Here is a 22,069-nt window from a genome sequence, read left to right as displayed (position 1 = left end):
GAAACAATGTATTTGAATTTATTAAACGTTACTTTATTTTCTCTCTTGCTAGCACTTGTGATAGCACAACTAAAGCAAGTGATACGATTAACATGACGGTTGCTAGGGCATTTACTTCAGGTGAAATACCTACTTTTACCATTGAATAGATTTTCAGTGGTAAGATCTCATAGGTTGGTCCTGTTACAAACGAACTGATAATCACGTCATCCAGTGACAATGTGAAGCTTAATAACCAGCCAGCAGCCACCGCAGGTTTAGCTAAAGGTAAAATAATTTGTTTTAAGATAACCCATTCGCTAGCGCCTAGATCTCGTGCTGCTTCTAACATTTTTACATCAAACCCTTTCAAACGGCTGTATACCGTAACTACCACGAAGGGAAGACAGAAAGTAATGTGAGAAATTAATAGTGTAAAAAATCCAAGTTCAAATCCAATCACTAAGAAGATAGCCAAGAGTGAAATAGCCATCACAATATCTGGTGACATCATGACGATGAACAATAAACCGTTAACAAATTTTTTGCCTTTAAACTGGTAACGAAATAAGGCTACGGCAGTTAAGCTACCAATAATGGTTGCAGCGGTGCCTGAAATTACGGCAATCGTAATTGAATGCCAAGCAGCTTGCATTAAGCTGTCATTATTGACTAACGCTTCATACCATTTGGTGGTAAATCCACCCCATTTCATGCCAAATTTACTTGCGTTAAATGAGTTTACAATCAAAACGATGATTGGTAGGTATAGGAATATATACACCAAACTCATAAAGCTGATTTTTATTGCGCGTCCCATCAGTCTAGATCCGCCTTTTTATTTAATAACTTGCCAGCTCGATAATAAGCATACAGCATTAATGCCATTGCCAAGGTGAGGGCAATACTGGTCGCTGCACCAAATGGCCAATCTCGAGCGTTTAATACTTGGCTTTTAATAACATTACCGATTAATAGGTTTTTCGCGCCGCCTAATAAATCAGAAATATAGAACATACCAAGAGCGGGGAGTAGAACTAATAAGCAACCACCAATGATCCCTGGCATGGTTAATGGCAGAACTATTTTTAATAGTGTTTGTAGCTTATTTGCGCCAAGATCTTTTGCTGCTTCTAAATAGGTATTATCTAGCTTTTCAATTGCAGAGTACAAAGGCAAAATCATAAATGGTAATAGGATATAGACTAAACCTATCATTACCGCTGTTTCTGAATACATAATGCGTAATGGTTTATCAATGATATCCATCGCAAGTAACCCTTTATTCAAAATACCTTGAGTTCCTAACACAATTTTAAGTCCGTAAGTACGGATCAGTGAGTTAGTCCAAAAAGGAACAATGATTAAAAACAGCATAAATGGGCGCCATTTTTCTGGCATTTTTGCAACAATGTAAGCAAATGGGTAACCCACAACTAAACACAGTAGTGTTGCAACAATGGCCATATAAAATGAATGCCACAGTACTTTTGCGTACAAAGGATCAAAAAGACGAAGATAGTTATCTAGTGTAAACGTCATTTCGATTAAATTTGCTTCATCACGAGTAAGGAAACTTGTGCCTATGATCATTACATTAGGAATGAACACGAACAACAGTAACCACGTTACAATAACGGTGATGATGATATTTTGGAGATTAAACTTCTTGTTCATCTGCGAGCACCACTTCCCAACTTTCAACCCAAGTAATTGCTACTTTTTGACCTAAAGAGTGATCAACATCTGGGTCATCTTCATTAAAGAATTCACTGATCATGACACGCATGCCTGAATCTAATTCAAGAACAGAGTCCAATGTCATCCCTTTGTAGGTACGTTCACGAACGTAACCGGTGATGCCTTTGGTGTCTGATTCTTTAATTTCTTCCAGTCGCAAATCTTCAGGGCGCAGTAGCACTTTTACTTTATCGCCTGGGTTGACATCCAGATCACAATAAACGACTGCTGACGTGTCTTCGATTTCGGCTCTGATTCGCTTGTCATCTAGGCGTTCTAGCACCGTAGCGGCGAACACATTGATTTCACCGATGAAGCGAGCAACGAATAAGTTCTTAGGTTCTTCGTAAATTTCACGAGGAGTGCCGTCCTGTTCGATAACACCGTCACGCATAACAATGATGCGATCTGACATAGAAAGGGCTTCTTCTTGATCGTGAGTTACAAAAATAAAAGTAATACCCAATTGACGTTGTAGTTGTTTTAGCTCAATCTGCATTTGCTTACGCAATTTGTAATCAAGGGCAGATAAAGATTCATCTAACAATAGAACCTTTGGCTTATTCACAACAGCACGTGCAATCGCGATACGTTGTTGTTGACCACCTGATAACTGGTGCGGTTTACGATTTGCCATTTGTGCTAGACGCACCATTTGTAATGCTTCCATTACGCGTGATTCGATGTCTTTGTTTGGCACATTTTGCATACGTAAACCAAACGCAACGTTGTCAAATACCGTCATGTGTGGGAATAGGGCGTAGCTTTGGAATACAGTATTCACATGCCTCTGTTCTGCGGGGATAGACGTTACATCTTTCGAATCCAGTAAAATTGTTCCTGCATCTGCGGTTTCAAAACCTGCAATCATGCGTAACACTGTGGTTTTACCACAACCTGATGGGCCTAGAATCGTTAAAAATTCACCGTGATTTACGTCTAAATCAAATTTAGATATAACTTCTTTTCCATCAAAGCTTTTTGAAATGCCCGTTAATTTAATAACCGCATTTTTTTCGGATTGTAGTGTAACGTTCAATGTCTTTTTATCTCCGCCTTGGGTAGTGATACCGCTCTTAGTGTGGTGAATGTATGATGTGATTTCGGGCGCATAATAGACCCCAAGTAACGATATGCAAAGTGTTTTTTATTTCATTAGTCATATTTTTTTAAAAGACTCTGATTATCATAACTATTCTGTATATATTTCGTGCTTTATTATAGACAAAGATCAGCAACTTGGTTGGTTTTGTTACAATTGTTTTTGATGATATTCCGCTATTATCAAATAAATCGTTAATTTCTTTTTTATGACTACTGCACTCAGATGGTGAAAGCCGTATAATCGCGCCATGTTTTATTGTGGTATGCAAAAATGAATGAACAACCGAAAGAAAAAACGTTTGTCCTTGGTGGTAGCATCGAAAAAGCCTTATCAGGCGAAGTTGAATTAAGCCCTGTTAGTGTTATCCAAGAAGCTTGGAAAAATACGATTAAACATTTTTTTACTTTTTCTCCAGCAATTCTTTTGCTGACGTTTTCTTACATGGCAATTTTCTTTTTAGCTTTGCAAATTCAGTTAGGTGATCCTGCTGTTTTGTTTAAGGCTATTTTAGGAGAAGTCGAATTAACATCTAAAATATCTTATGCCGCTTTTGTTGCAGGTTTAAGTGCTCAAGTTATTGTTTCTCCATTAACCGCTGGCGCCAGTTTGATGGGGATGAGTCATGCCGCGGGAATAAAGTGTCCTACGCAATATATATTTAAAGGTATTGCTTCTGCTGGAATGGTTGCACTTGTCACTATTTTATCTGAAGTATTCCAAGGAATGGTTAATCTTTACCTTCCGTTAGTGGCTTTGTACTTATCGATGGCATTTGGCTTTGCTATTTTACTTGTCTGTGAAAAGAAAGTGATGCCACTAAAAGCGTTGCTGCTTTCTTTTAGAGCAACAAATAAGAAACTCGGCTCAATGCTGCTTATTCATGTTGTTATTATGCTGGCTCTTGTTTTTGGTATTGCGTTGTATGGTGTTGGTTTAATTGTTGTGATGCCGTTTATCTTCAATATTAAAGGCATTCTTTATCGTAATATGTTTGGTATTACGTTAAAAGTGATGGTTAAAAAAGACGATGAGGGCAACGGCCCAGATCACCAAGTTCAAAATAATATTTTTAACGCGTGAGTTTCTAATGATTAAAAAAATTCTAATTTCGGCGATTACACTATTAACGGTTGTTGCCTGTACACCCAAAGAAGATGTGCCTGATTTTAAGGGATTCAAGGATGTGAAAGAAAAAAAAGCAGCCTTCTTTAATTTTATGTATCCCGCGGTAATGAATGAAAATATACGTGTTGCTGAAGAGCGTGTATTTTTGGAGCGAATTTCGGATAAAGTCGCTAAATCAGAATCGTTAACGTCGGCGGAAACGACGAGAGTTGGAGAGTTGACTGAATCTTATAAAAGTGATCTTTCTGATGGAGGTATGACTTCTGAATGGCTTTCTTCTCTATTGGTTAAGGTTGATTTGATCCCTGCGCCGTTAGTATTAAGCCAAGGTGCTAATGAATCAGCATGGGGAACCTCCCGTTTTGCTCGTGAAGCAAGCAATTACTTTGGTCAATGGTGTTACAGTAAAGGCTGTGGCTTAGTACCGAATCAACGTAATGAAGGTGCTGCACATGAAGTCGCTAAATTCGATTCATCTCAGGCTGCAGTACATGCTTATTTTATGAATGTAAATCGCAATAACGCGTATAAAGAATTACGTGTTATTCGTCTTGAATTGCATAAGTCAACCGAACCGCTCACTGATGAGCAACAAGCGACAGTATTAGCAAAAGGATTAATTCGTTATTCTGAGCGCGGTGAAGCGTATGTCGAAGAAATCCAAACGATGATTCGCCATAATAGTCAATATTGGAGATAAAATGAAAAAATGGATTGGTGTGACAACGACGTTATTGTCGCTGTTGTGTTTTACTCTGCCAGCTCAGGCTGAACAATATCGATTTACTTACAGTAAATTGTATTATCAGTTGAAAGTGAATCAAAAAGAAGGCCACGAAGATGTACGTATGGCTTTATTCTTTAATGATGCTCAAACAGGTAAAGCATGCCAGATCACAAAAGCATGGATGGCAAAAGAAGAGCATTATGAAGAATTCACGATTCCTGTAAATCAAGAATTACCTCTTCCGCTCGACACCAATCTTAAATCGGCGAATCCTTTGGTTTATATTCAAACTGAAGAAGGGAAGCAATGCGATATTTCAATGGAAGTATTAGCAAACAAAACGTTTGAAAAAAAGGTGAGTGCAAAAGAATTGTCTTTATTAACCATTCAAATGGATGCGATGCTTTCTGATATTGGTGGCATGTTTTCTAAATACTTTATGCCAAAGGTTGAAGGTGTTAGTTTTGTTTTTAATGACAAAGTAACGTTACCAATTAAGGCGTCGGACGGAACATCTATTGCGACTAAAGATGGGAAAGCAACAATAGAGTTAAGTGCTTTTTCTGATGATGTTACGTTCAGTTTGCCTGCGGTGCCTCTGAAAGTGATTCCTTGGCTTGTTAAGTAGTTTATTTGTAAGCGTGCGGGGAACTACACCTTGTCTTTTACATTCCAAGGTAAAAGTGAATCGATATCTGGCGATCCAACACATAAACGATCTAGACAATACCTAATATAATCGTAAGGGATTAATCCGTTTGCCTTTGCTGTTTCTACAATGCTGTAAAGCATTGCACTTGAATCTGCACCAGCCGTTGAACCCGAAAATAACCAGTTTTTCCGGCCGATAACAAACGGTTTAACCGCTCGCTCTGCTCGATTGTTATCAATAGATAACAATCCATCATCAATATAACGAACTAATTTATCCCATTGATTTAATGTATAGCTAATCGCCTCACCTAATTTTGTTTTAGGTGATACTCGACTAACTGCGCTATCAAGCCAATCACGGAGCTCTTTAAGTAAATCGCGGGCTTCTGTCTGCCTAGCAACATACTTGGCTTCAGGGGAAGCCTCTTTTAATAACGATTCGATCCGGTATAGCTTTTGGATTTTACTCAATACCCAATCTGCACTCCCTGTTTTCCCTTTTACTTGAACACGTTGAGCCTCAATAAATCGTCGACGTGCGTGTGCCCAACAGCCAACTAAAATCGCTTCAGTTTGTTCATAACCTTGGTAACCATCGGTATGTAAATACCCGTTATAACCTTTTAAAAAGTTAACTGGATGGTAGCCATGCCTGCTAGATTGATAATCATAAAGTACAATTCCAGGCAAAACACCAGAGCCTGGAGAATCATAGCCAGAGCAGTAGACCCACATATAACATTTTGCTTTTTCAACATCCAACACATTTACCGTTGTTTCATCACAATGCAGAGTGGGTTGTTCAAGCAAAATACGATGTAACTCGTTATTAAGAGGGGTAAATAGTACCGAGCATTTTATTAACCAATCCGCCATCGTTCGCCGTCCAATAATGATACCCCATTGCTGAAATAACGTTTCTTGACGATAAAGTGGAAGACTGTATTGAAATTTAGCCGTAATAATTTGAGCAAGTAAACTTGCGGTCGCAATCCCTTTAGGGATTGGTGACGCTGGCATTGGGGCTTGTTTAATGTCTACTGAAGTATTGTTTTTTTCACAATTTCGGCAAGCATATTTAGGACGAACATGTTGAATAACTTCCACTTTAGCTGGTACAAATTCCAACTTTTCACTGATGTCTTTACCCATCGCATGCATCTCTAGACCGCAACACTTACAAGTTTTATCTTTTATGTCGTGGATAATAACAGTACGCGGTAAGTCTTCAGGTAAGCGTTGGCGTTTTGGCTTTTGACGAGTGTAGGTAATCGTTTGTGTGTCATCATTTTCAATGATGATTTCTTCTTCTGTTTCATTGAATAAATCAAATTGAGTCGAGTCAGATTCACTGCTTTTACCAAAGCGCTGATGTTGAGCCAGCCGAAATTGCTCTAGAAGACGGTTATATTTATTTTCAAGCTGAAGCACAAGTGCTTTCAGCTCGTCAATGGTATCAGGAAGTGGTTTTATTTTATCAGTCATGTAGATGACTATATAACGATAATACAGGTAATCAATCGGTTGCCTCCTATTCTTGACTGAGAATCAACTATTTAAAGGGTTGTTTGATAATGTACCGGTTGATGTCCTAAGATATCAAAACCTTGTAATAGCAGTGTCAGTTGCTGCTCTGATAATGCTAACGTATCGTTATTTATATTTCGTGGCCATTTGAAGCGGTCTTCATCTAATCGCTTGTACCATAAAGCGAATCCTGTTTTATCCCAATACAATATTTTGAGTTTATCACGAGGCTTATTGCAAAATATAAATAGAGCATCACTAAACGGTGATAGTTGCATTTCTTGCTCAACAATCACGACAAGGCCATTAATGGCCTTGCGAAAATCGACAAAATCACGATGAAGATAAATGGTGGAAACATCAGTAAATACATTCATGATTGATACCCTTTTAATAAGAGTCCTATCCAGTGAGGTTCAGTATTAGCTGGCAATGTTAATCGCAATTTTCCGATAGAAAGTTGAATATCTGGTAATTGTGGAGTGGCGATGATAGTTGATGTTAACGCTTCTACTTTCAAGAAAGTAGAAGCGTTAATCTTTTGTTTCCATCGTGCTTTACGTGCACTAAATGTCTTTGGCAGAATATTATGGTTACGACAAAATTCAGCGGCACTAAGCTTGCTAGATTGCTGAGATTCAAATAGAGCGTGCCATTGCTCTGGTGTTCTCTTTTTATCTTTTTGCATAATTACGTTCTCGTTAAATGAAAGATCGTAAGATACGCATAATGAATTTTATTTGTTAGGTGTAGTTCCCCGCACGCTTACGTTTATTTAAATAAAAATGGCGCTACTTATTTAAAAGTAGCGCCATTTTTTTATTTTTGTATCAAAGGTTTAACGTTATTGTACGTTCACAATATCTAATTTTAATGATGGGTCGAACTCTGTAACTGCATCATCAATATCAACGGGCTGTACTGGCATTTCTTCTTTATCAAAACCAATGTCACCACCATTGATCACGCCTGAATCTCGATTAATGCTCTTAAAGTCAAAAGTATTAAAATCAGCAAGGTGACTTGGTACAACGTTTTGCATTGCTGTAAACATCGATTCAATACGTCCTGGGAACTGTGTATCCCATGTATTTAGCATTTGCTTAATGTTTTGGCGTTGCATGTTAGGTTGAGAGCCACAAAGATTACATGGAATAATAGGGTAGTCAGCTAGGTCAGCATATTTAATGATGTCTTTTTCACGACAATAAGCCAGTGGGCGAATCACGACGTGTTCGCCATTATCTGACACTAGTTTTGGCGGCATGCCTTTCAGTTTTCCGCCGTAGAACATGTTTAAGAACATCGTTTCTAATATGTCATCACGGTGGTGACCAAGTGCAATTTTCGTTGCCCCCAGTTCTTTTGCTGTACGATACAAAATACCACGACGTAAGCGTGAACATAAAGAACAAGTCGTTTTACCTTCAATCAATTTATCTTGAACAATTGAGTAGGTATCTTCTTCAACAACTCGGTATTCAACCCCTAATGTATCTAGGTACTCAGGTAAAATATGAGTAGGGAAACCAGGTTGTTTTTGGTCTAGGTTTACAGCGATTAGATCAAATGAGATTGGCGCACTTTTCTTTAAGCCGATAAGAATATCAAGCATGGTAAAGCTGTCTTTACCACCAGATAGACAAACCATAATACGGTCGCCATCTTCAATCATGTTGTAATCGGCAATAGCTTTACCTGTATTACGACGGATTTTTTTCTGAAGCTTAGTGAAATTTTGTTGCTGCGCTTTGGTTAATTCGCTCATTACTTACTCTAATCGACTCATGGAACGGATAAGGCGGGTATTATACCCAAAGAATACGAATAAGCGAGGTTTGGAGGGAATTAGTTTATTGGTTTACTGCGTATAAAATAAAGAAAAGGGCGATATATATCGCCCTAGTTATGCTTATTTTTAAGGTTAGTTATTTGGGTCAAGAGGGCTAATATAACCTTCTGGTTTCAGTGCCAAAATATCACTATTTAGTAACGCAAGTGTGTTCTCTGCGGTGTTACCAATAAAAATAGCGGACAAACCTGTTCGCCCTGTGGTTCCTAAAATAACAAGTTCAGCATGCAGCTCATCTTCGACTTCGGATATGACATCTTCAGTTGGCCCTTCATAAACATGGGTTTGCTCTTCTGGAATAGCGTATTTTTGTCTTAGTGCTTTCATTTCAGTTAGGTGATAACCACGTATCGCATCTTTGTAATGAACACTATCAAATTCAGGTAATTCAACATGAATTGATGGTGGTGTTGATGGATAGGCGTTAACTAAATGAGGCGTAGCGTTTAATACTTCAGCGAAATATTGTGCTTCTTCAACCATTTTATCGTTAAGTTTTATGTGTGTCGGATTTTCAGAACCGACATGCACTGACGCTAGAATATTGCCATTTTCAGGCCATGAACGCTCTTTAACTAGTAGAACTGGAATTGGCGATTTTCGCAATAAATGCCAATCAGTCGGAGTAAAGAAAACGGTCTCTAACTTAGCGTGTTCTCTGGTCGCTTTTATTAATATATCGTATTTGTCGTCAAATATTTCATTAATAATGGCTTCATAAGGGCGATTATGCCAAAGGACTTTTACTTTTATTGTTATATGCTCTGCGAGTGTGTATGACGACACTAGAGAGTTAAGAAACGTCACTTTTTGAGATACGACACCATTACGCATGGCCGTGCGCTCTTCTGGAGAGAGCATGGATGTCATTTCATAAGAGAAATCATAGATAGTACAAAAAAGGGTAATATCTGTCGATTTCGTACTTCTATTTGCTAAATCTAATGCGCGTTCAAGAGCGGGTTGTTTCTCTTGATCAATGATCGCTGCAACGAGTATTTTACGATAGCGGTTCATAATAACCTCCTTGGTAAAAACCAAATTCATAAATAGAATTGTTAATTTAATTTTAGCAGGTAGGGAGAGTATTGGGGGGAATTAGATATAAAAAAGTGAGGTACTTCAAAGAGAAGTGCCTCACTATGAGATGTGTTTCAAAATAACAGAGGCTATTTTATTGCTTTAACTGAACCTGCAAGTTCGGCTAATGCATCATGATCATTTATGGTTATATACTTGCCTTTTACCGTTAACATTTCTGTTTTTTGAAAGCGGCCAAGTAGGCGACTGATTGTTTCTACGGTTAGGCCAAGGTAGTTACCAATATCACCACGAGTCATAGTAAGACGGAATTCGCGAGGTGAAAAACCACGTTGGTGGAAACGAGTCGATAAGTTAAACAAGAAAGCCGCTAAGCGCTCTTCTGCGTTCTTTTTAGAAAGCAGAAGGATCATTTCTTGGTCACCTTTAATTTCATTACTCATTAAACGCATAATTTGTTGACGGAGCTTAGGCATTTTACCTGAAAGGTCATCTAAAATTTCATAAGGTATTTCACATACCATTGATGTTTCAAGTGCTTGAGCAAAGCTTGGGTGTTCAGCATCAGTAATCGCATCAAAACCAACCAAATCACCCGCTAAATGAAAAGCGGTAATTTGCTCATCACCTTGTTCAGTAATGGTGTAGCTCTTGATTGTACCTGAACGAATTGCATACAGTGATTTTAGTTCATCACCCGCTTTAAACAGTTCTTGGCCTTTTTGAATCGGCTTTTTGCGCTCGATGATTTCATCTAGCTGATCTAATTCCGATTCATTTAATGTGAACGGTATACATAATTGACTGATACTGCAATCTTGACAGTGAATAGCACACCCACCTGATTGAATTCGTTTGTTTGCTGAGTTATCTGACATCATCTCATTCAATGCTCTTATAATTGATATAAGTCAATTTTAGCATCAACCAGTCCTAAAGTGGTAGCATAAATACAAAACAATGCAAAAAAAATATAATTAGCGGAGTTGATCTAGCGCAACATATATCGTTTGAAGTCCATAAGCTAAAAGCAATAAACCCCCTACGTTTCGGGTTAGTTTATGATTTAGCCATGTTTTTAGGGTTTGAGCACCAATACCAACAAGAAACATGGCAGGTAAGGTACCTAAACCAAATGCCATCATAACCAATGCGCCATTGAGAGCACTTCCTGAAACCGCGGCCCAAGTGAGTGTTGAATAGACTAATCCACAAGGTAACCACCCCCATAAAAATCCAAATGGAATAGCATGGAAAGGGGATTTTAAAGGTAATAATGGTTTTGTTAAAGGGGAGATAAATTGCCATAATTTTTTCCCTATTACTTCAATGTAAACAATGCCTTTCCACCAATTAGCGATGTATAGCGCTAACAGACACATCATTATGCCAGCAAACACCCGCAAGTAAACTAGCGCACTATAACTTGAGCTTGTTTGTGCAATAGATACAAATATCCCACCAACAATAAACCCGAAAATACCATAAGAACTTATTCTTCCAAGGTTATATAATAAGATAAAGCACCATCTAGGGTATTTATTACCATCTGAACCCATTGATATTACAGCCGATATTCCTCCGCACATACCAATGCAGTGTCCTGCGCCCATTAAACCAATAATAAACGCACCAATAAAATCACTGTTCATGGTCATCTTTCTTTATTTGAATATCTTCATCAAAGAGGATTTGAGATCCTTGACGGTCAAGATCTTCAAATTGACCACTTTTTACCGCCCAAATGAATATAGCAACAGCAACACAGACAAGCAGTATTGCGATAGGAATTAATAAATACAAACTAGCCATTTTTCAATAACCTTAAAGAGTTGGAAACAACGATAATAGAGCTTGCTGACATACCGACAACGGCAATATAAGGTGCAACAAGGCCCATAACGGCTAATGGCAAAATTATGGCATTATAACCTAATGCCCATGCTAAGTTTTCGCGAATAATCTTACGTGTTTTAATCGCTAATGTTCGTGCTTCGATTAAGCGAGTGAGGTTATCACCGATCAATATCATATCGGCGGATGCTTTTGCGACATCAGTGCCTGAGCCCATAGCAATGGAAAGGTGGGCACCTGCGAGTGTAGGGGCATCATTTATACCATCGCCAACCATTAGAGAGACTTCATTTTTTGGTAGTGAGGTTAGATAATCTAATTTCCCTTTTGGTGATACACCAGAGATAACGGTATCAATATTTAATTCTTTAGCCACTTTCGCAACAGCCGAGCTATTATCACCTGTTAACATGGTAATTTTAATGTTTAAAGCATGAAGAGATTGAATGAATTCATAACTTTCTTTTCGAATCGGATCATTTAAAGAAAAAGCCGCAATAGGGCAATTATTTTTAGATAACCATACTTGGTAATTTTGCTTATTTTCTAATGTGGCTTTTGGACAAGTAAATTGGTGATGACCAATCTTCCATTCATCACTACCTGAATAACCAATAAGACCAGAGCCTATGATATTTTCTACGCGGTCGAAATGACTTTTATTTGGATCTCTAAATTCAGAGAAAGCACGAGCAATAGGGTGATTTGCAAAAGACTCAAGCTCTGCGGCTAACGTTTTACTTTCTTTTTCTGTGACGTCGGTAAAGCAATGTATATGAGTTAATTGAACGTTCCCTTCGGTCAAGGTCCCTGTCTTATCAATCACTAAGCGATTTACTTTACAGAGGGTTTCTAATACGTGCCCCCGACGTAACATTAATCCAAGCTGCGCAAGACGAGAAGTAGAACAAGTGATTGCTGTTGGTGTTGCTAAAGAAAGTGCACACGGACAGGTTGCGACTAAAACTGACAACATGATCCAAAAGGCATCATCAGGTTTTGTTTCATGCCAATAGAACCAAGTAAATGCAGAAATAATCAGAATACCCGCAACAAAATATCTAGCGATTAAATCTGCAATTTCTGCGACTTTTGGCTTCGACATTTGAGCTTCATCTTGTAATTTTACGATGGTAGAAATTAATGAATCTGCTTTGGTTTTGGTTACTCGAACCGTTAAATTGCCATCACCATTGATCGTGCCAGAAAAAACAGGGTCTGATTCATTCTTAGCTACAGGCATGGATTCACCAGTAAACATTGATTCATCAATCGCACTACATCCTGAGATTACTACGCCATCAGCGGGTAAATGCTCACCTGGAGGAACAATAACAATATCATCAATATCTAATGTTCTGGCAGGAACTCTTTTTCCTGATTGTAGGGTTGCCATGACTGGGACTAATTTTAATAGATTCCCTGTAATTGCAGCTGCTTTGCGTCGTGCCCGCATTTCAAGAAATCGACCAAGCAACAAGAAAAAAGTAAACATAGCGACAGATTCAAAAAATACTTCACCTTTTTCTGTTACCGTCGCGACAACACTGGCAAAGTAGGCAAATAACATCGCAATAGAGACCGGAACATCCATCCCAAGTGTTCGGGCTTTAAGGCTACGCCATGCATTCATATAGAAAGGCAATGCAGAATAAAGCATAACTGGTGTTGCAAAAACTAAACTAACGTATCGTAAATAGTTTCTAAATTCAGGGTCTAAGTCCCCAAAAACTTCGAGATACAGCGCGACAGCGAGCATCATCACCTGCATGGTAGCTAATCCTGCAATACCTAAACGATACAGGTATTGTTTCATTGAGCGATGGTATTCTTCTTCTTGTTTATCGGCTTCAAATGGCGCCGCCTTATAACCCAATTGGTGGATTAACGTTAATAGTGTGCTTAATTCTGTTTCTTTCGGATCCCAACTTAATAATGCTCGATGAGTTGACGTATTAACGGTTATTTGATGAATTCCTTTTGCTTTCGCTAATTGTTTTTCAATCAACCAAGCACAAGCGGCGCAAGATACACCATCAAGTGACAGTGTCACTTCCTTGTTGTTTTCAGTTGTTCTTACGAATTCTTTTTGAATTTCTTTGTGATCATAATGCTCAAGTGCTTTTAATTGATCTGGGACTAAATTGGCTTTATCTGCCGGTGCAGTACGATATTGATAATAAGAAGATAAGCCATTATCGATGATTGTTTGCGCTACTGATTCACAGCCTAGGCAACACATATCTCGCTTTTGACCTAATATATCAACTTGAAAAGAAGAGCCTATAGGAACAGGCTCATTGCAATGGTAACAATCCTTTGACATATGGTTTTATTTACCTAAAGGAAAAAAGTCTACGGTAGGGAAATTGATGCGACCTTGGATCATCCACGAACTATCGTGTGGTAATAGTTCAATAAACCAGGGACCCGTTAATGGTTCATCTAATTGAATGCGATAAATGCTTTTTGCATCAGATGTGAGTATTTTTGAGAAATCTCGATCTGGTAATGTTCTATGAGTAAAAATAGCTTTAATAGCAGGGTTATGTTCCAATTTTCCTTTATCTAATTGAATTTCAATTGTATCACCAAGATCGCGTACTTTAGCGAAAATCGAGAGGTTTTGAGCGACTTTTATCTTAGAAAGATCAACGTTAATTGCTTTGCCTTTTTTATAATAATCTTCAGCAACTAAATCGACATCATTGTGAACAAAAAGGACGAAAGTAGTGATACAAGCAACGACAACGGTGCCTGGAAGAATGATGAGAAACCAAGGCCAAAACTGCTTATACCAAGGTTGAGGTTGAGTCATATAATGATTCCTATTAAAGCGTGTATTAAAAAATAAAAAGCCCCTGAATATATACATTCAGGGGCTGCCTTTTTATTTATTGTTGCTTAGGCTCCAGACGTATGCGGCAAGAAGTTGTACTTTCTCTTCACCTAATACATCTTTCCATGCTGGCATTACGCCTTGACGACCATTTGTTACTGTTTCTGTTACAGCAGCGCGTGAGTCACCAAACAGCCAATCATGGTCAGTTAGATCTGGAGCACCCAAAGCAGGGTTACCTTTACCATCTGTACCATGACATGCAGCACAAACGATAAATCGTTGTTTACCTGCAGCCGCTTCTTTTACATTCACTTTACGACCAGATAGGCTAAGTGTGTAGCTGACTACTTCTTTAACACCATCTTTACCTAAAGCATCACCCCAAGCTGGCATGTTACCAACACGACCATTCATAATCGTCGTTTTGATTGCTTGTGGTTCTCCACCATATAACCATGCAGTATCGGTTAAGTTAGGGAAACCACTCATGCCTCTTGCATCTGAACCATGACATTGAGAACAGTTCTGTAGGAACAAACGTTGACCTACTTTTCTGGCTTCATCATCATGAGCAATTTCTTCTATTGCTCGGAACTCTGAAGTTCCTGGCTTATAGGCAAGTTTTGAGAATGTTTCACCAAAATTAGTATTGGCTTCATCAAGTTCACGAGCAAATTGATCCAGCGTTTTGTCTTTATGAGCACGAGCAATAGATACTCTTGACTCTTCAACATTACGAACCGTTTGGTCTGAGCTTGTCCAGCCTAATACGCCTTTAAAATTACCTAATCCTGGGTAAAGAATTAAATAGACCACTGCAAAAGCGATGGTGGCCCAAAACATGTAAGCCCACCATTTTGGTAACGGGTTGTTTAGCTCACGGATACCATCGTATTCGTGACCCATGTCGTCACCTTCTTTAATTCCTGTTGTATTTTTCAAACAGAAACGAAGAAGTAAACCACAACCAATTAACGTACCAATGGTAATAACACTTATCCAGAGGCTCCAAAAAGTACTCATTCTTTATCAACTCCTGTCTTATTTTGGCTTGAAGTATCTTCTTGCTCATCAGCAAAAACCAAATTTGCCGCTTCTTCAAAGCGAGTCGTTTGACGTTTACTGTATGCCCAGAAAATAATACCCATCATGCTGAAAAACAGAATGACAGTCCAAATTGCATGAATAGTTCCAGCGTCCATGTGGACCTCCTTACTTCATTGCGTGACCAAGAGATTGAAGATAAGCAATAAGCGCATCCATCTCTGTCTTGCCTTTGACTGCGTCAGATGCATTTTTTACATCTTCTTCAGTGTATGGCACACCAAAATCATTACGGAAAATAGCAATTTTCTTCGATGTTAATTCACCATCAAGCACGTTTTCTGCTAACCAAGGGAAACCCGGCATGTTTGATTCTGGAACTACATCACGAGGGTTCATTAAATGAACTCGATGCCATTCATCAGAATAACGCTCACCGACACGAGCTAGATCGGGTCCTGTACGTTTTGAGCCCCATAAGAATGGATGCTCCCAAACGCTTTCACCCGCAACAGAATAATGACCGTAACGTTCCGTTTCTGCACGGAATGGTCGGATCATCTGGCTGTGACATACGTTACAACCTTCACGAATGTAAATATCACGACCTTCCATTTCTAGTGGTGTGTATACACGTAAGTTATCAACAGGCTCAGTGGTTTGCTTTTGGAAAATCAGTGGGGTGATTTCAACTAACGCACCAAAACTGATAGCAACAACAACCAAAACGGCTAGAAGGCCAACATTTTTTTCTATGATTTCATGACGATTAGAACTCATAATCTGGTCTCCTTATTGTGCCGGTTGAGGAATTGCTTTTAGGCTATTCTTCGGTGAAGAAATGGTCTTATATGCATTATATGCAAGTAGGAACATACCTGAAAGGAAGATTAAACCACCAACAAAACGAACGAAATAGAATGGGTAAGAGGCTTCTAATGATTCAACAAAGCTATACGTTAATGTGCCATCAGCGTTAACCGCACGCCACATTAGACCTTGCATCACACCTGAAATCCACATTGCCACGATATAAAGAACAGTACCAATTGTCGCTAACCCAAAATGAACATTGATGAGTGATACAGAGTACATGCGCTCTTGACCAAACAGCTTAGGAATTAAGTGGTACAGTGAACCAATCGTTACCATAGCAACCCAACCTAACGCACCAGAATGAACATGACCGATAGTCCAGTCAGTATAATGAGAGAGTGCGTTAACTGATTTAATCGCCATCATCGGACCTTCAAAGGTAGACATACCATAGAACGATAAAGAAACGACTAAGAATCGAAGGATAGGGTCATAACGTAGCTTATGCCAAGCACCAGATAACGTCATTATACCATTGATCATTCCGCCCCAAGACGGTGCGAATAGAACCAATGACATCACCATACCTAAAGACTGAGTCCAGTCAGGTAGAGCGGTATAATGTAAGTGGTGAGGACCAGCCCAGATATAAAGTGATATTAATGCCCAGAAGTGAACAATAGATAAACGGTAAGAATAAACTGGACGTTCTGCTTGTTTTGGTACGAAATAGTACATCATTCCTAAGAAGCCAGCAGTCAATAGGAAACCTACTGCGTTATGGCCATACCACCATTGAACCATCGCATCTACCGCACCAGAATAAATCGAATATGATTTAGTCAGTGATACTGGAACAGCAAGGCTATTCACAATATGAAGAACGGCAACGGTTAAAATGAAGGCTCCAAAGAACCAGTTTGCAACGTAAATATGAGAAGTATTACGTTTAAACAGAGTTCCAAAGAATACAATGGCATAAGCCACCCAAACTAAAGTGATAGCGATATCGATCGGCCACTCTAATTCTGCATATTCTTTTCCTGATGTCATTCCTAGAGGCAACGAAATTGCTGCTGCTAAGATAATTGCTTGCCATCCCCAGAAGGTGAACGCAACTAATGGACCACCAAACAAACGTGTTTGACAAGTACGCTGAACAACATAATAAGATGTTGCAAATAGGGCACTTGTACCGAATGCGAAAATCACTGCATTAGTATGCAGAGGACGCAAACGGCTATACGTAAGCCATGGTGTGTCAAAATTCAGTTGCGGCCAGACTAATTGAGCGGCAATTAATACACCTACACCCATGCCAACAATACCCCATAGAATGGTAACTAAGGTGAATTGGCGAACAACGGTATAGTTGTAGTTTTGTTCATGCTGCTGTAATTGGCTCATAATTGCATGCTTCCACTTTTTTATTATAACTACACTTTACTTTCCTTAACGCGAACAAAGTTCGCAACACCATCCAAAATTCAACTTCTTAATAATTGGATTTGTGACCCTTTTATTTTGAAATATTCTTTTTTAATGCAAAAATAGTGTTTTCGGGGTCAATGATACTTCACTTCAAAAATGAATCATAGTTGATGCCCGTAGTAAGTTTACGGTTAAGCAACATTTTTTCTTTTTTTTTGAACTAGATAACACAGGTTTTTATACTAATGGCGATAGAAAAGTTAACAGGCCCACGTTTATTTCAACTTATATTCTTATTAGTTGTGTTAATTTCAGCATTTACATGGAGAACAATTACCTATGAAGAAAATAATCCGATTAAATCAACTATAAAAACAACCGCTTTATGCGATATATCAAAGCAAGCCTGTTCATTTAATGTAGACGGAAAACAGGTTAGTATTGATGTCGAAAAAAGACCAATTATGCAACATGCTACACTGAGGTTGTTAACGGATGGTTTAGATTCAAACTGGATCGCAGAAGCGACAAGTGTAGGTATGCAAATGGGATCTCTAAAGTTTACAATACCAACAGAGCTTGAACAGCAAATGTCATACTCAACTTTTGTACCTCAATGCACACATAATAAAATGACATGGCAAGTAAATTTCTCAAACGCCGAGAAAGGCATAAGTGTGACATTTACTTCAGAAAAATAAAACATATCAATAGGTTATGATTTAAATGCCTATTTAATAGGCATTCACAGGTAATTATCTTTGAGTGGCATAATTAAGTAATGAAAATTGGACAATTTATGCAGATAATTACCAGTGTTTCTCAATTAAATGACTCAACAGAAGCGATAAAAGAGTGTGTTAGTCAACTCAATATATCGACCATACCACCAAGTATCATTCTTTGTTATTTCACAGAGAATTATAACAGTAAGAAGATTCTTGATTATTTAAAAGAGCAATTCCCTAACAGTAAAATACATGGGTGTACTTCATGTAAAGGAGTAATGACGGATGATGGTTTCTCTTCTCATTCATCACTTGGATTATGGGTATTAACTGATGTCAAAGGAAGTTATGGCACTGGAATTCTGGAATTACCAAGTGAATTTCATGATGTTAGTCAGTTAACTAAGCAGGTTTTAAATCAAGCGATTGCTGATAGCACGAGATATGGTGAGTTGCCATCATTAATATTATTACATGCAACACCAGGGTATGAAGAAAAAATAATTGAAACAATTGATGCATTTTTTGGTACACCAGTACCATTAATTGGCGGTTCTGCTGCGGATGATTACGCAAAGGGAAACTGGTCCATTTTTACTCAGCAGGGTGAAACAAACCAAGGTATTTCAATTTCTGTATTTTACCCAACGTGTAAAGTTTCTTATTCATTTCATTCGGGTTATGCCAATTCTGGTATATCAGGAATAGCGACAAAAACCAATGGCCGAACAATATATGAAATTGATAATAAACCGGTTATTGATGTTTATAAAGAATGGACAGAAATACCAATGCAAATTGGGGATACTAAGAATCTGTTAGAACGAGTGACCCAATACCCGTTGGGAAGAGTAGCAGGAACTATGTACTCGGTACCTTATTTTAAATTAGCTCATCCAGTGAAATTTACTCATGATGGAGGGATGGAGTGCTTCGCTAAAATAAATGAAGGGGAAGAATTATTCCTAATGATAGGTGATACAGAGCAAATTATTTCTCGACCTAAAAGAGTGATCGATTCCGCTATCTGCATGAAAAACGATAAATTTGAACCTGTTGGAGGGATAAATATTTTTTGCGCTGGTTCAATGATGCATATTAATACGTACATGTCAGATGTTTGCCAGTCACTAAATGATGCTATGCATAATACCTCTTATATTTGTCCATTTACTTTTGGCGAACAAGGTCGATTTACTGGTGGAGAAAATGCCCACGGTAATTTGATGGTTTCAGCTGTTTTATTCCATTATTAGGTGCATAAAGTGAAGGACTACACGGAAAAAGAACAGCTTCAGGAAGCATTATTAGAATTAAAACGGAGTAAAGAAAGAGAGGCGCATTTATACAAAGAAAATGAAGCTATTTTAAGTGGGTTATCTGCTATCTCTGATGCTCAAACCAAGCAGGATATTTTTAATGAATTACTTGATGTCGTTAAAAAATTTGTTCCCTTCGACAACGCCATCGTTTTATCTTCTTCTTCTGAAGTTGAACAATTTACAGTTTTAGCCTCGACTAATGAGCGGTTTAATTCATTAGCATGGGAATATAACGATTTATTTGATCGCGCTTGTCATAATGAGAGTATTGTCCTTTTTAGTCCTTGTGATAATCCACACTTTTCATTTATCCCAAAACACATCCAATCTGATTTTGAATCTATATCTTTAACTGGTATTAAATCCCATTCTGGTTATGCCATTATTATGCTAATGAGTTCTACATTTGGCATGTATTCATCTTCGACTAAAGAAAAAATGCAGCGATTCATTCCTTTAGTTGAGCGTGCGATTATAGATATTGATTACAAAGACAGATTGCATTCATTAGTTAATATTAAAACCAAAGAATTGCATTTAAGTAATGATCGTTTTAAAGACTTTGCAGAATCTGCGGGGGATTGGTTTTGGGAGACTGATTTAGGTTTTAATTTTACTTATATTTCAGACTCTACCATTAAAACCATTGTTATCACAGATCGTAATTTATTAACTCTAATCAATGATAACCCAACAACATCTCAAATTTTATCTTCAAAATCAATGGTTAAGTCATTTGATGAACTAGAATGGTGGCCATCTATATTTAAGCAACAGGTTTGCATGAGCATTAGTGGTACTCCTTATTTTGATGACGCTGGACAACTCATTGGTTACAGAGGAACAGCTAAAGATATATCAATAAGAAAAAAACGGCTTCAACAAATACAAAAAGCGAAACAAGAAGCTGAAACTGCCAACAAAGCTAAATCTCAATTTTTAGCTATGATGAGCCATGAAATAAGAACACCATTGAATGCAATCCTTGGTATGGTTGATGTATTTAACGAAAGTCTTCTATCGAAAGAACAATACGAATGGCTTGATCAGATGGAGGTTTCAGCACAACTTCTTCTGGCTATTATTAGTGACGTTCTTGATATATCTAGGATAGAAGCTGGGACCTTTGTTTTAGATGAACAACCAATAGATTTATTAGAAACTATTATTAATTCAACGAATTACTTCAAGGAAAAGAGTAAAGATAAAGGAATAAATTTAACTGTTACGGTGTCACATAGTGTGCCTAACTACGTAATAGCAGATGCAGCAAGAATCATGCAGATCATATTTAACTTAGTTGGTAACGCTGTTAAATTCACCAAAAAAGGATCTATATGGATAAATATCACACAAACAGAGTGTAATTCAACCAAGATAGCCATCACGGATACAGGAATTGGTATATCCAAAGATGTATTAAATAACTTGTTCCAGCCATTCGTACAAGCAGACAGCTCAATTACTCGTCAATTCGGTGGTTCTGGACTTGGTTTATCTATAATAAAACGACTTACTGAACTAATGAATGGTGTTATTTCGGTTAAAAGTGTCATTAATGAAGGCAGTACTTTTACCGTAACATTACCATTTAAAGAAACGAAAGAATGTCCAAAACGTATTACTTTAAATAATAATGACGTGACTGATAAATCAACTCGAACACTGAATATTCTTATTGCTGAAGACAGCAAAGCAAATCAAGCGGTCATTCAATTACTTCTTGAAGGTCAAGGACATCAAATAACATTAGTCGATAATGGATGCATGGCGGTTGAAGCGATAGAAAACAAAAATCAGAACTTCGACCTAATTTTAATGGATGTATCTATGCCAATAAAAGATGGCATCAGTGCGACAAAAGAAATTAGAGCTAAAGGTTATAATTTACCAATCTTAGCATTAACAGCACATGCTATGAATGAAGAAAAGAAAACATGTATAGATGCTGGTATGAATGATTTCATTTCGAAACCAGTACGAGCACAAGAATTAAAATTGATCTTAGATTCATTAAAGCTTGGCTAATAATCACTAGATAAATACGAAGTATTATTTAATGATTATTAGCTATTTTATGGTAAATACGATTATAGTTAAATAGCTTCGTTATGAACATTGGGATGGTATAGGGTAGAGAAAGCAGGTAGATGATGATCCATTACATTAACCTTAAACCCTATTTAACATAAGATATATAATACGCACTGTGATTATGGTTAAAATAAATGCCTATATCATTATGTATTCTTAAATTAGCATCTATTATTAGTTTATAACCT

The 22,069-nt window shown here is 37.8% G+C and carries 23 protein-coding genes; 6 read left to right on the top strand and 17 right to left on the bottom strand.

The features are described 5' to 3' along the window. Nucleotides 1-28: 28 nt before the first annotated feature. The 3 genes from potC to potA are packed head-to-tail and all read right to left on the bottom strand — an operon-like array spanning nucleotide 29 to nucleotide 2,758. Nucleotides 29-799: a spermidine/putrescine ABC transporter permease PotC gene (gene potC, locus VSAL_RS08420; protein WP_012550229.1), complete on the bottom strand. Its 771-nt coding sequence runs from the start codon at nucleotides 797-799 to the stop codon at nucleotides 29-31. Continuing rightward, a complete protein-coding gene (gene potB / locus VSAL_RS08415) occupies nucleotides 799-1,656 on the bottom strand; it encodes a spermidine/putrescine ABC transporter permease PotB (RefSeq protein ID WP_012550228.1) in 858 nt (285 codons plus the stop codon). Before potB ends, potC begins: the two co-directional genes overlap by 1 nt. Beyond that, nucleotides 1,640-2,758, bottom strand: coding sequence for a spermidine/putrescine ABC transporter ATP-binding protein PotA (gene potA, locus VSAL_RS08410; RefSeq protein WP_012550227.1), 1,119 nt, complete (start codon nucleotides 2,756-2,758; stop codon nucleotides 1,640-1,642). The genes potB and potA overlap by 17 nt, the downstream gene beginning before the upstream one ends. A 336-nt stretch (nucleotides 2,759-3,094) precedes the next feature. Here potA and VSAL_RS08405 point away from each other — a divergent pair, with 336 nt between their 5' ends. From VSAL_RS08405 to VSAL_RS08395, 3 genes are read left to right on the top strand one after another with little or no spacing between them, the layout of a single operon-like run. Beyond that, a complete protein-coding gene (locus VSAL_RS08405) occupies nucleotides 3,095-3,904 on the top strand; it encodes a DUF2189 domain-containing protein (protein WP_012550226.1) in 810 nt (269 codons plus the stop codon). Between the two features lie 7 nt (nucleotides 3,905-3,911). After that, the gene (locus VSAL_RS08400) at nucleotides 3,912-4,649 is read left to right on the top strand and encodes a glucosaminidase domain-containing protein (protein ID WP_012550225.1); all 738 of its coding nucleotides are present in this window, start codon (nucleotides 3,912-3,914) and stop codon (nucleotides 4,647-4,649) included. Between the two features lies 1 nt (nucleotide 4,650). Then, the gene (locus VSAL_RS08395; protein ID WP_012550224.1) at nucleotides 4,651-5,304 is read left to right on the top strand and encodes a DUF2987 domain-containing protein; all 654 of its coding nucleotides are present in this window, start codon (nucleotides 4,651-4,653) and stop codon (nucleotides 5,302-5,304) included. A gap of 23 nt (nucleotides 5,305-5,327) precedes the next feature. On the opposite strand, the gene VSAL_RS08390 is transcribed toward VSAL_RS08395, so the two are convergent. The 14 genes from VSAL_RS08390 to ccoN form a co-directional block, all read right to left on the bottom strand. Next, complete coding sequence (locus VSAL_RS08390; protein ID WP_012549008.1) at nucleotides 5,328-6,815, bottom strand: IS66-like element ISVsa2 family transposase; 1,488 nt, start codon at nucleotides 6,813-6,815, stop codon at nucleotides 5,328-5,330. A 71-nt stretch (nucleotides 6,816-6,886) separates the two neighbouring features. Next, nucleotides 6,887-7,234, bottom strand: a complete 348-nt coding sequence (tnpB, locus tag VSAL_RS08385) for an IS66 family insertion sequence element accessory protein TnpB (RefSeq protein WP_012548924.1) — start codon at nucleotides 7,232-7,234, stop codon at nucleotides 6,887-6,889. Beyond that, nucleotides 7,231-7,545: an IS66 family insertion sequence element accessory protein TnpA gene (gene tnpA / locus VSAL_RS08380; protein WP_012548925.1), complete on the bottom strand. Its 315-nt coding sequence runs from the start codon at nucleotides 7,543-7,545 to the stop codon at nucleotides 7,231-7,233. Before tnpA ends, tnpB begins: the two co-directional genes overlap by 4 nt. Nucleotides 7,546-7,701: 156 nt before the next feature. Beyond that, nucleotides 7,702-8,625, bottom strand: a complete 924-nt coding sequence (ttcA, locus tag VSAL_RS08375; protein ID WP_012550223.1) for a tRNA 2-thiocytidine(32) synthetase TtcA — start codon at nucleotides 8,623-8,625, stop codon at nucleotides 7,702-7,704. Between the two features lie 156 nt (nucleotides 8,626-8,781). Next, nucleotides 8,782-9,726, bottom strand: a complete 945-nt coding sequence (uspE, locus tag VSAL_RS08370) for a universal stress protein UspE (RefSeq protein WP_012550222.1) — start codon at nucleotides 9,724-9,726, stop codon at nucleotides 8,782-8,784. Between the two features lie 152 nt (nucleotides 9,727-9,878). Then, the gene (locus VSAL_RS08365; protein WP_012550221.1) at nucleotides 9,879-10,631 is read right to left on the bottom strand and encodes an FNR family transcription factor; all 753 of its coding nucleotides are present in this window, start codon (nucleotides 10,629-10,631) and stop codon (nucleotides 9,879-9,881) included. Nucleotides 10,632-10,727: 96 nt separating this feature from the next. Continuing rightward, complete coding sequence (locus tag VSAL_RS08360) at nucleotides 10,728-11,402, bottom strand: sulfite exporter TauE/SafE family protein (protein WP_012550220.1); 675 nt, start codon at nucleotides 11,400-11,402, stop codon at nucleotides 10,728-10,730. Continuing rightward, nucleotides 11,392-11,562 carry a cbb3-type cytochrome oxidase assembly protein CcoS gene (gene ccoS, locus VSAL_RS08355; RefSeq protein ID WP_012550219.1) on the bottom strand — a complete coding sequence of 57 codons (171 nt, stop codon included), beginning with the start codon at nucleotides 11,560-11,562 and terminating at the stop codon, nucleotides 11,392-11,394. Before ccoS ends, VSAL_RS08360 begins: the two co-directional genes overlap by 11 nt. Next, nucleotides 11,555-13,930 (bottom strand): heavy metal translocating P-type ATPase, encoded by a 2,376-nt coding sequence (locus tag VSAL_RS08350; protein ID WP_012550218.1) that lies wholly within the window; start codon nucleotides 13,928-13,930, stop codon nucleotides 11,555-11,557. Before VSAL_RS08350 ends, ccoS begins: the two co-directional genes overlap by 8 nt. Before the next feature lie 6 nt (nucleotides 13,931-13,936). Further along, nucleotides 13,937-14,422: a FixH family protein gene (locus tag VSAL_RS08345; protein ID WP_012550217.1), complete on the bottom strand. Its 486-nt coding sequence runs from the start codon at nucleotides 14,420-14,422 to the stop codon at nucleotides 13,937-13,939. A 72-nt stretch (nucleotides 14,423-14,494) separates the two neighbouring features. Further along, nucleotides 14,495-15,469, bottom strand: a complete 975-nt coding sequence (ccoP, locus tag VSAL_RS08340; RefSeq protein WP_012550216.1) for a cytochrome-c oxidase, cbb3-type subunit III — start codon at nucleotides 15,467-15,469, stop codon at nucleotides 14,495-14,497. Continuing rightward, a complete protein-coding gene (locus VSAL_RS08335; protein ID WP_012550215.1) occupies nucleotides 15,466-15,648 on the bottom strand; it encodes a cbb3-type cytochrome oxidase subunit 3 in 183 nt (60 codons plus the stop codon). The genes ccoP and VSAL_RS08335 overlap by 4 nt, the downstream gene beginning before the upstream one ends. A gap of 10 nt (nucleotides 15,649-15,658) precedes the next feature. After that, nucleotides 15,659-16,270 carry a cytochrome-c oxidase, cbb3-type subunit II gene (gene ccoO, locus VSAL_RS08330; RefSeq protein ID WP_012550214.1) on the bottom strand — a complete coding sequence of 204 codons (612 nt, stop codon included), beginning with the start codon at nucleotides 16,268-16,270 and terminating at the stop codon, nucleotides 15,659-15,661. 12 nt (nucleotides 16,271-16,282) lie between these two features. Then, on the bottom strand, nucleotides 16,283-17,713 hold the full coding sequence (ccoN, locus tag VSAL_RS08325) for a cytochrome-c oxidase, cbb3-type subunit I (RefSeq protein WP_012550213.1): 1,431 nt from the start codon (nucleotides 17,711-17,713) through the stop codon (nucleotides 16,283-16,285). A gap of 269 nt (nucleotides 17,714-17,982) precedes the next feature. Here ccoN and VSAL_RS08320 point away from each other — a divergent pair, with 269 nt between their 5' ends. From VSAL_RS08320 to VSAL_RS08310, 3 genes are all read left to right on the top strand, one after another. Further along, nucleotides 17,983-18,438, top strand: a complete 456-nt coding sequence (locus VSAL_RS08320; RefSeq protein WP_012550212.1) for a hypothetical protein — start codon at nucleotides 17,983-17,985, stop codon at nucleotides 18,436-18,438. Nucleotides 18,439-18,536: 98 nt separating this feature from the next. Continuing rightward, nucleotides 18,537-19,721 (top strand): FIST signal transduction protein, encoded by a 1,185-nt coding sequence (locus VSAL_RS08315; RefSeq protein WP_012550211.1) that lies wholly within the window; start codon nucleotides 18,537-18,539, stop codon nucleotides 19,719-19,721. Nucleotides 19,722-19,730: 9 nt separating this feature from the next. Further along, the gene (locus VSAL_RS08310) at nucleotides 19,731-21,815 is read left to right on the top strand and encodes an ATP-binding protein (protein ID WP_044583253.1); all 2,085 of its coding nucleotides are present in this window, start codon (nucleotides 19,731-19,733) and stop codon (nucleotides 21,813-21,815) included. Nucleotides 21,816-22,069 lie beyond the last annotated feature (254 nt).

Source organism: Aliivibrio salmonicida LFI1238 (assembly GCF_000196495.1).
In the GTDB taxonomy this organism is placed as follows: domain Bacteria; phylum Pseudomonadota; class Gammaproteobacteria; order Enterobacterales; family Vibrionaceae; genus Aliivibrio; species Aliivibrio salmonicida.
This window is presented reverse-complemented; position numbering and strand designations above follow the sequence as displayed.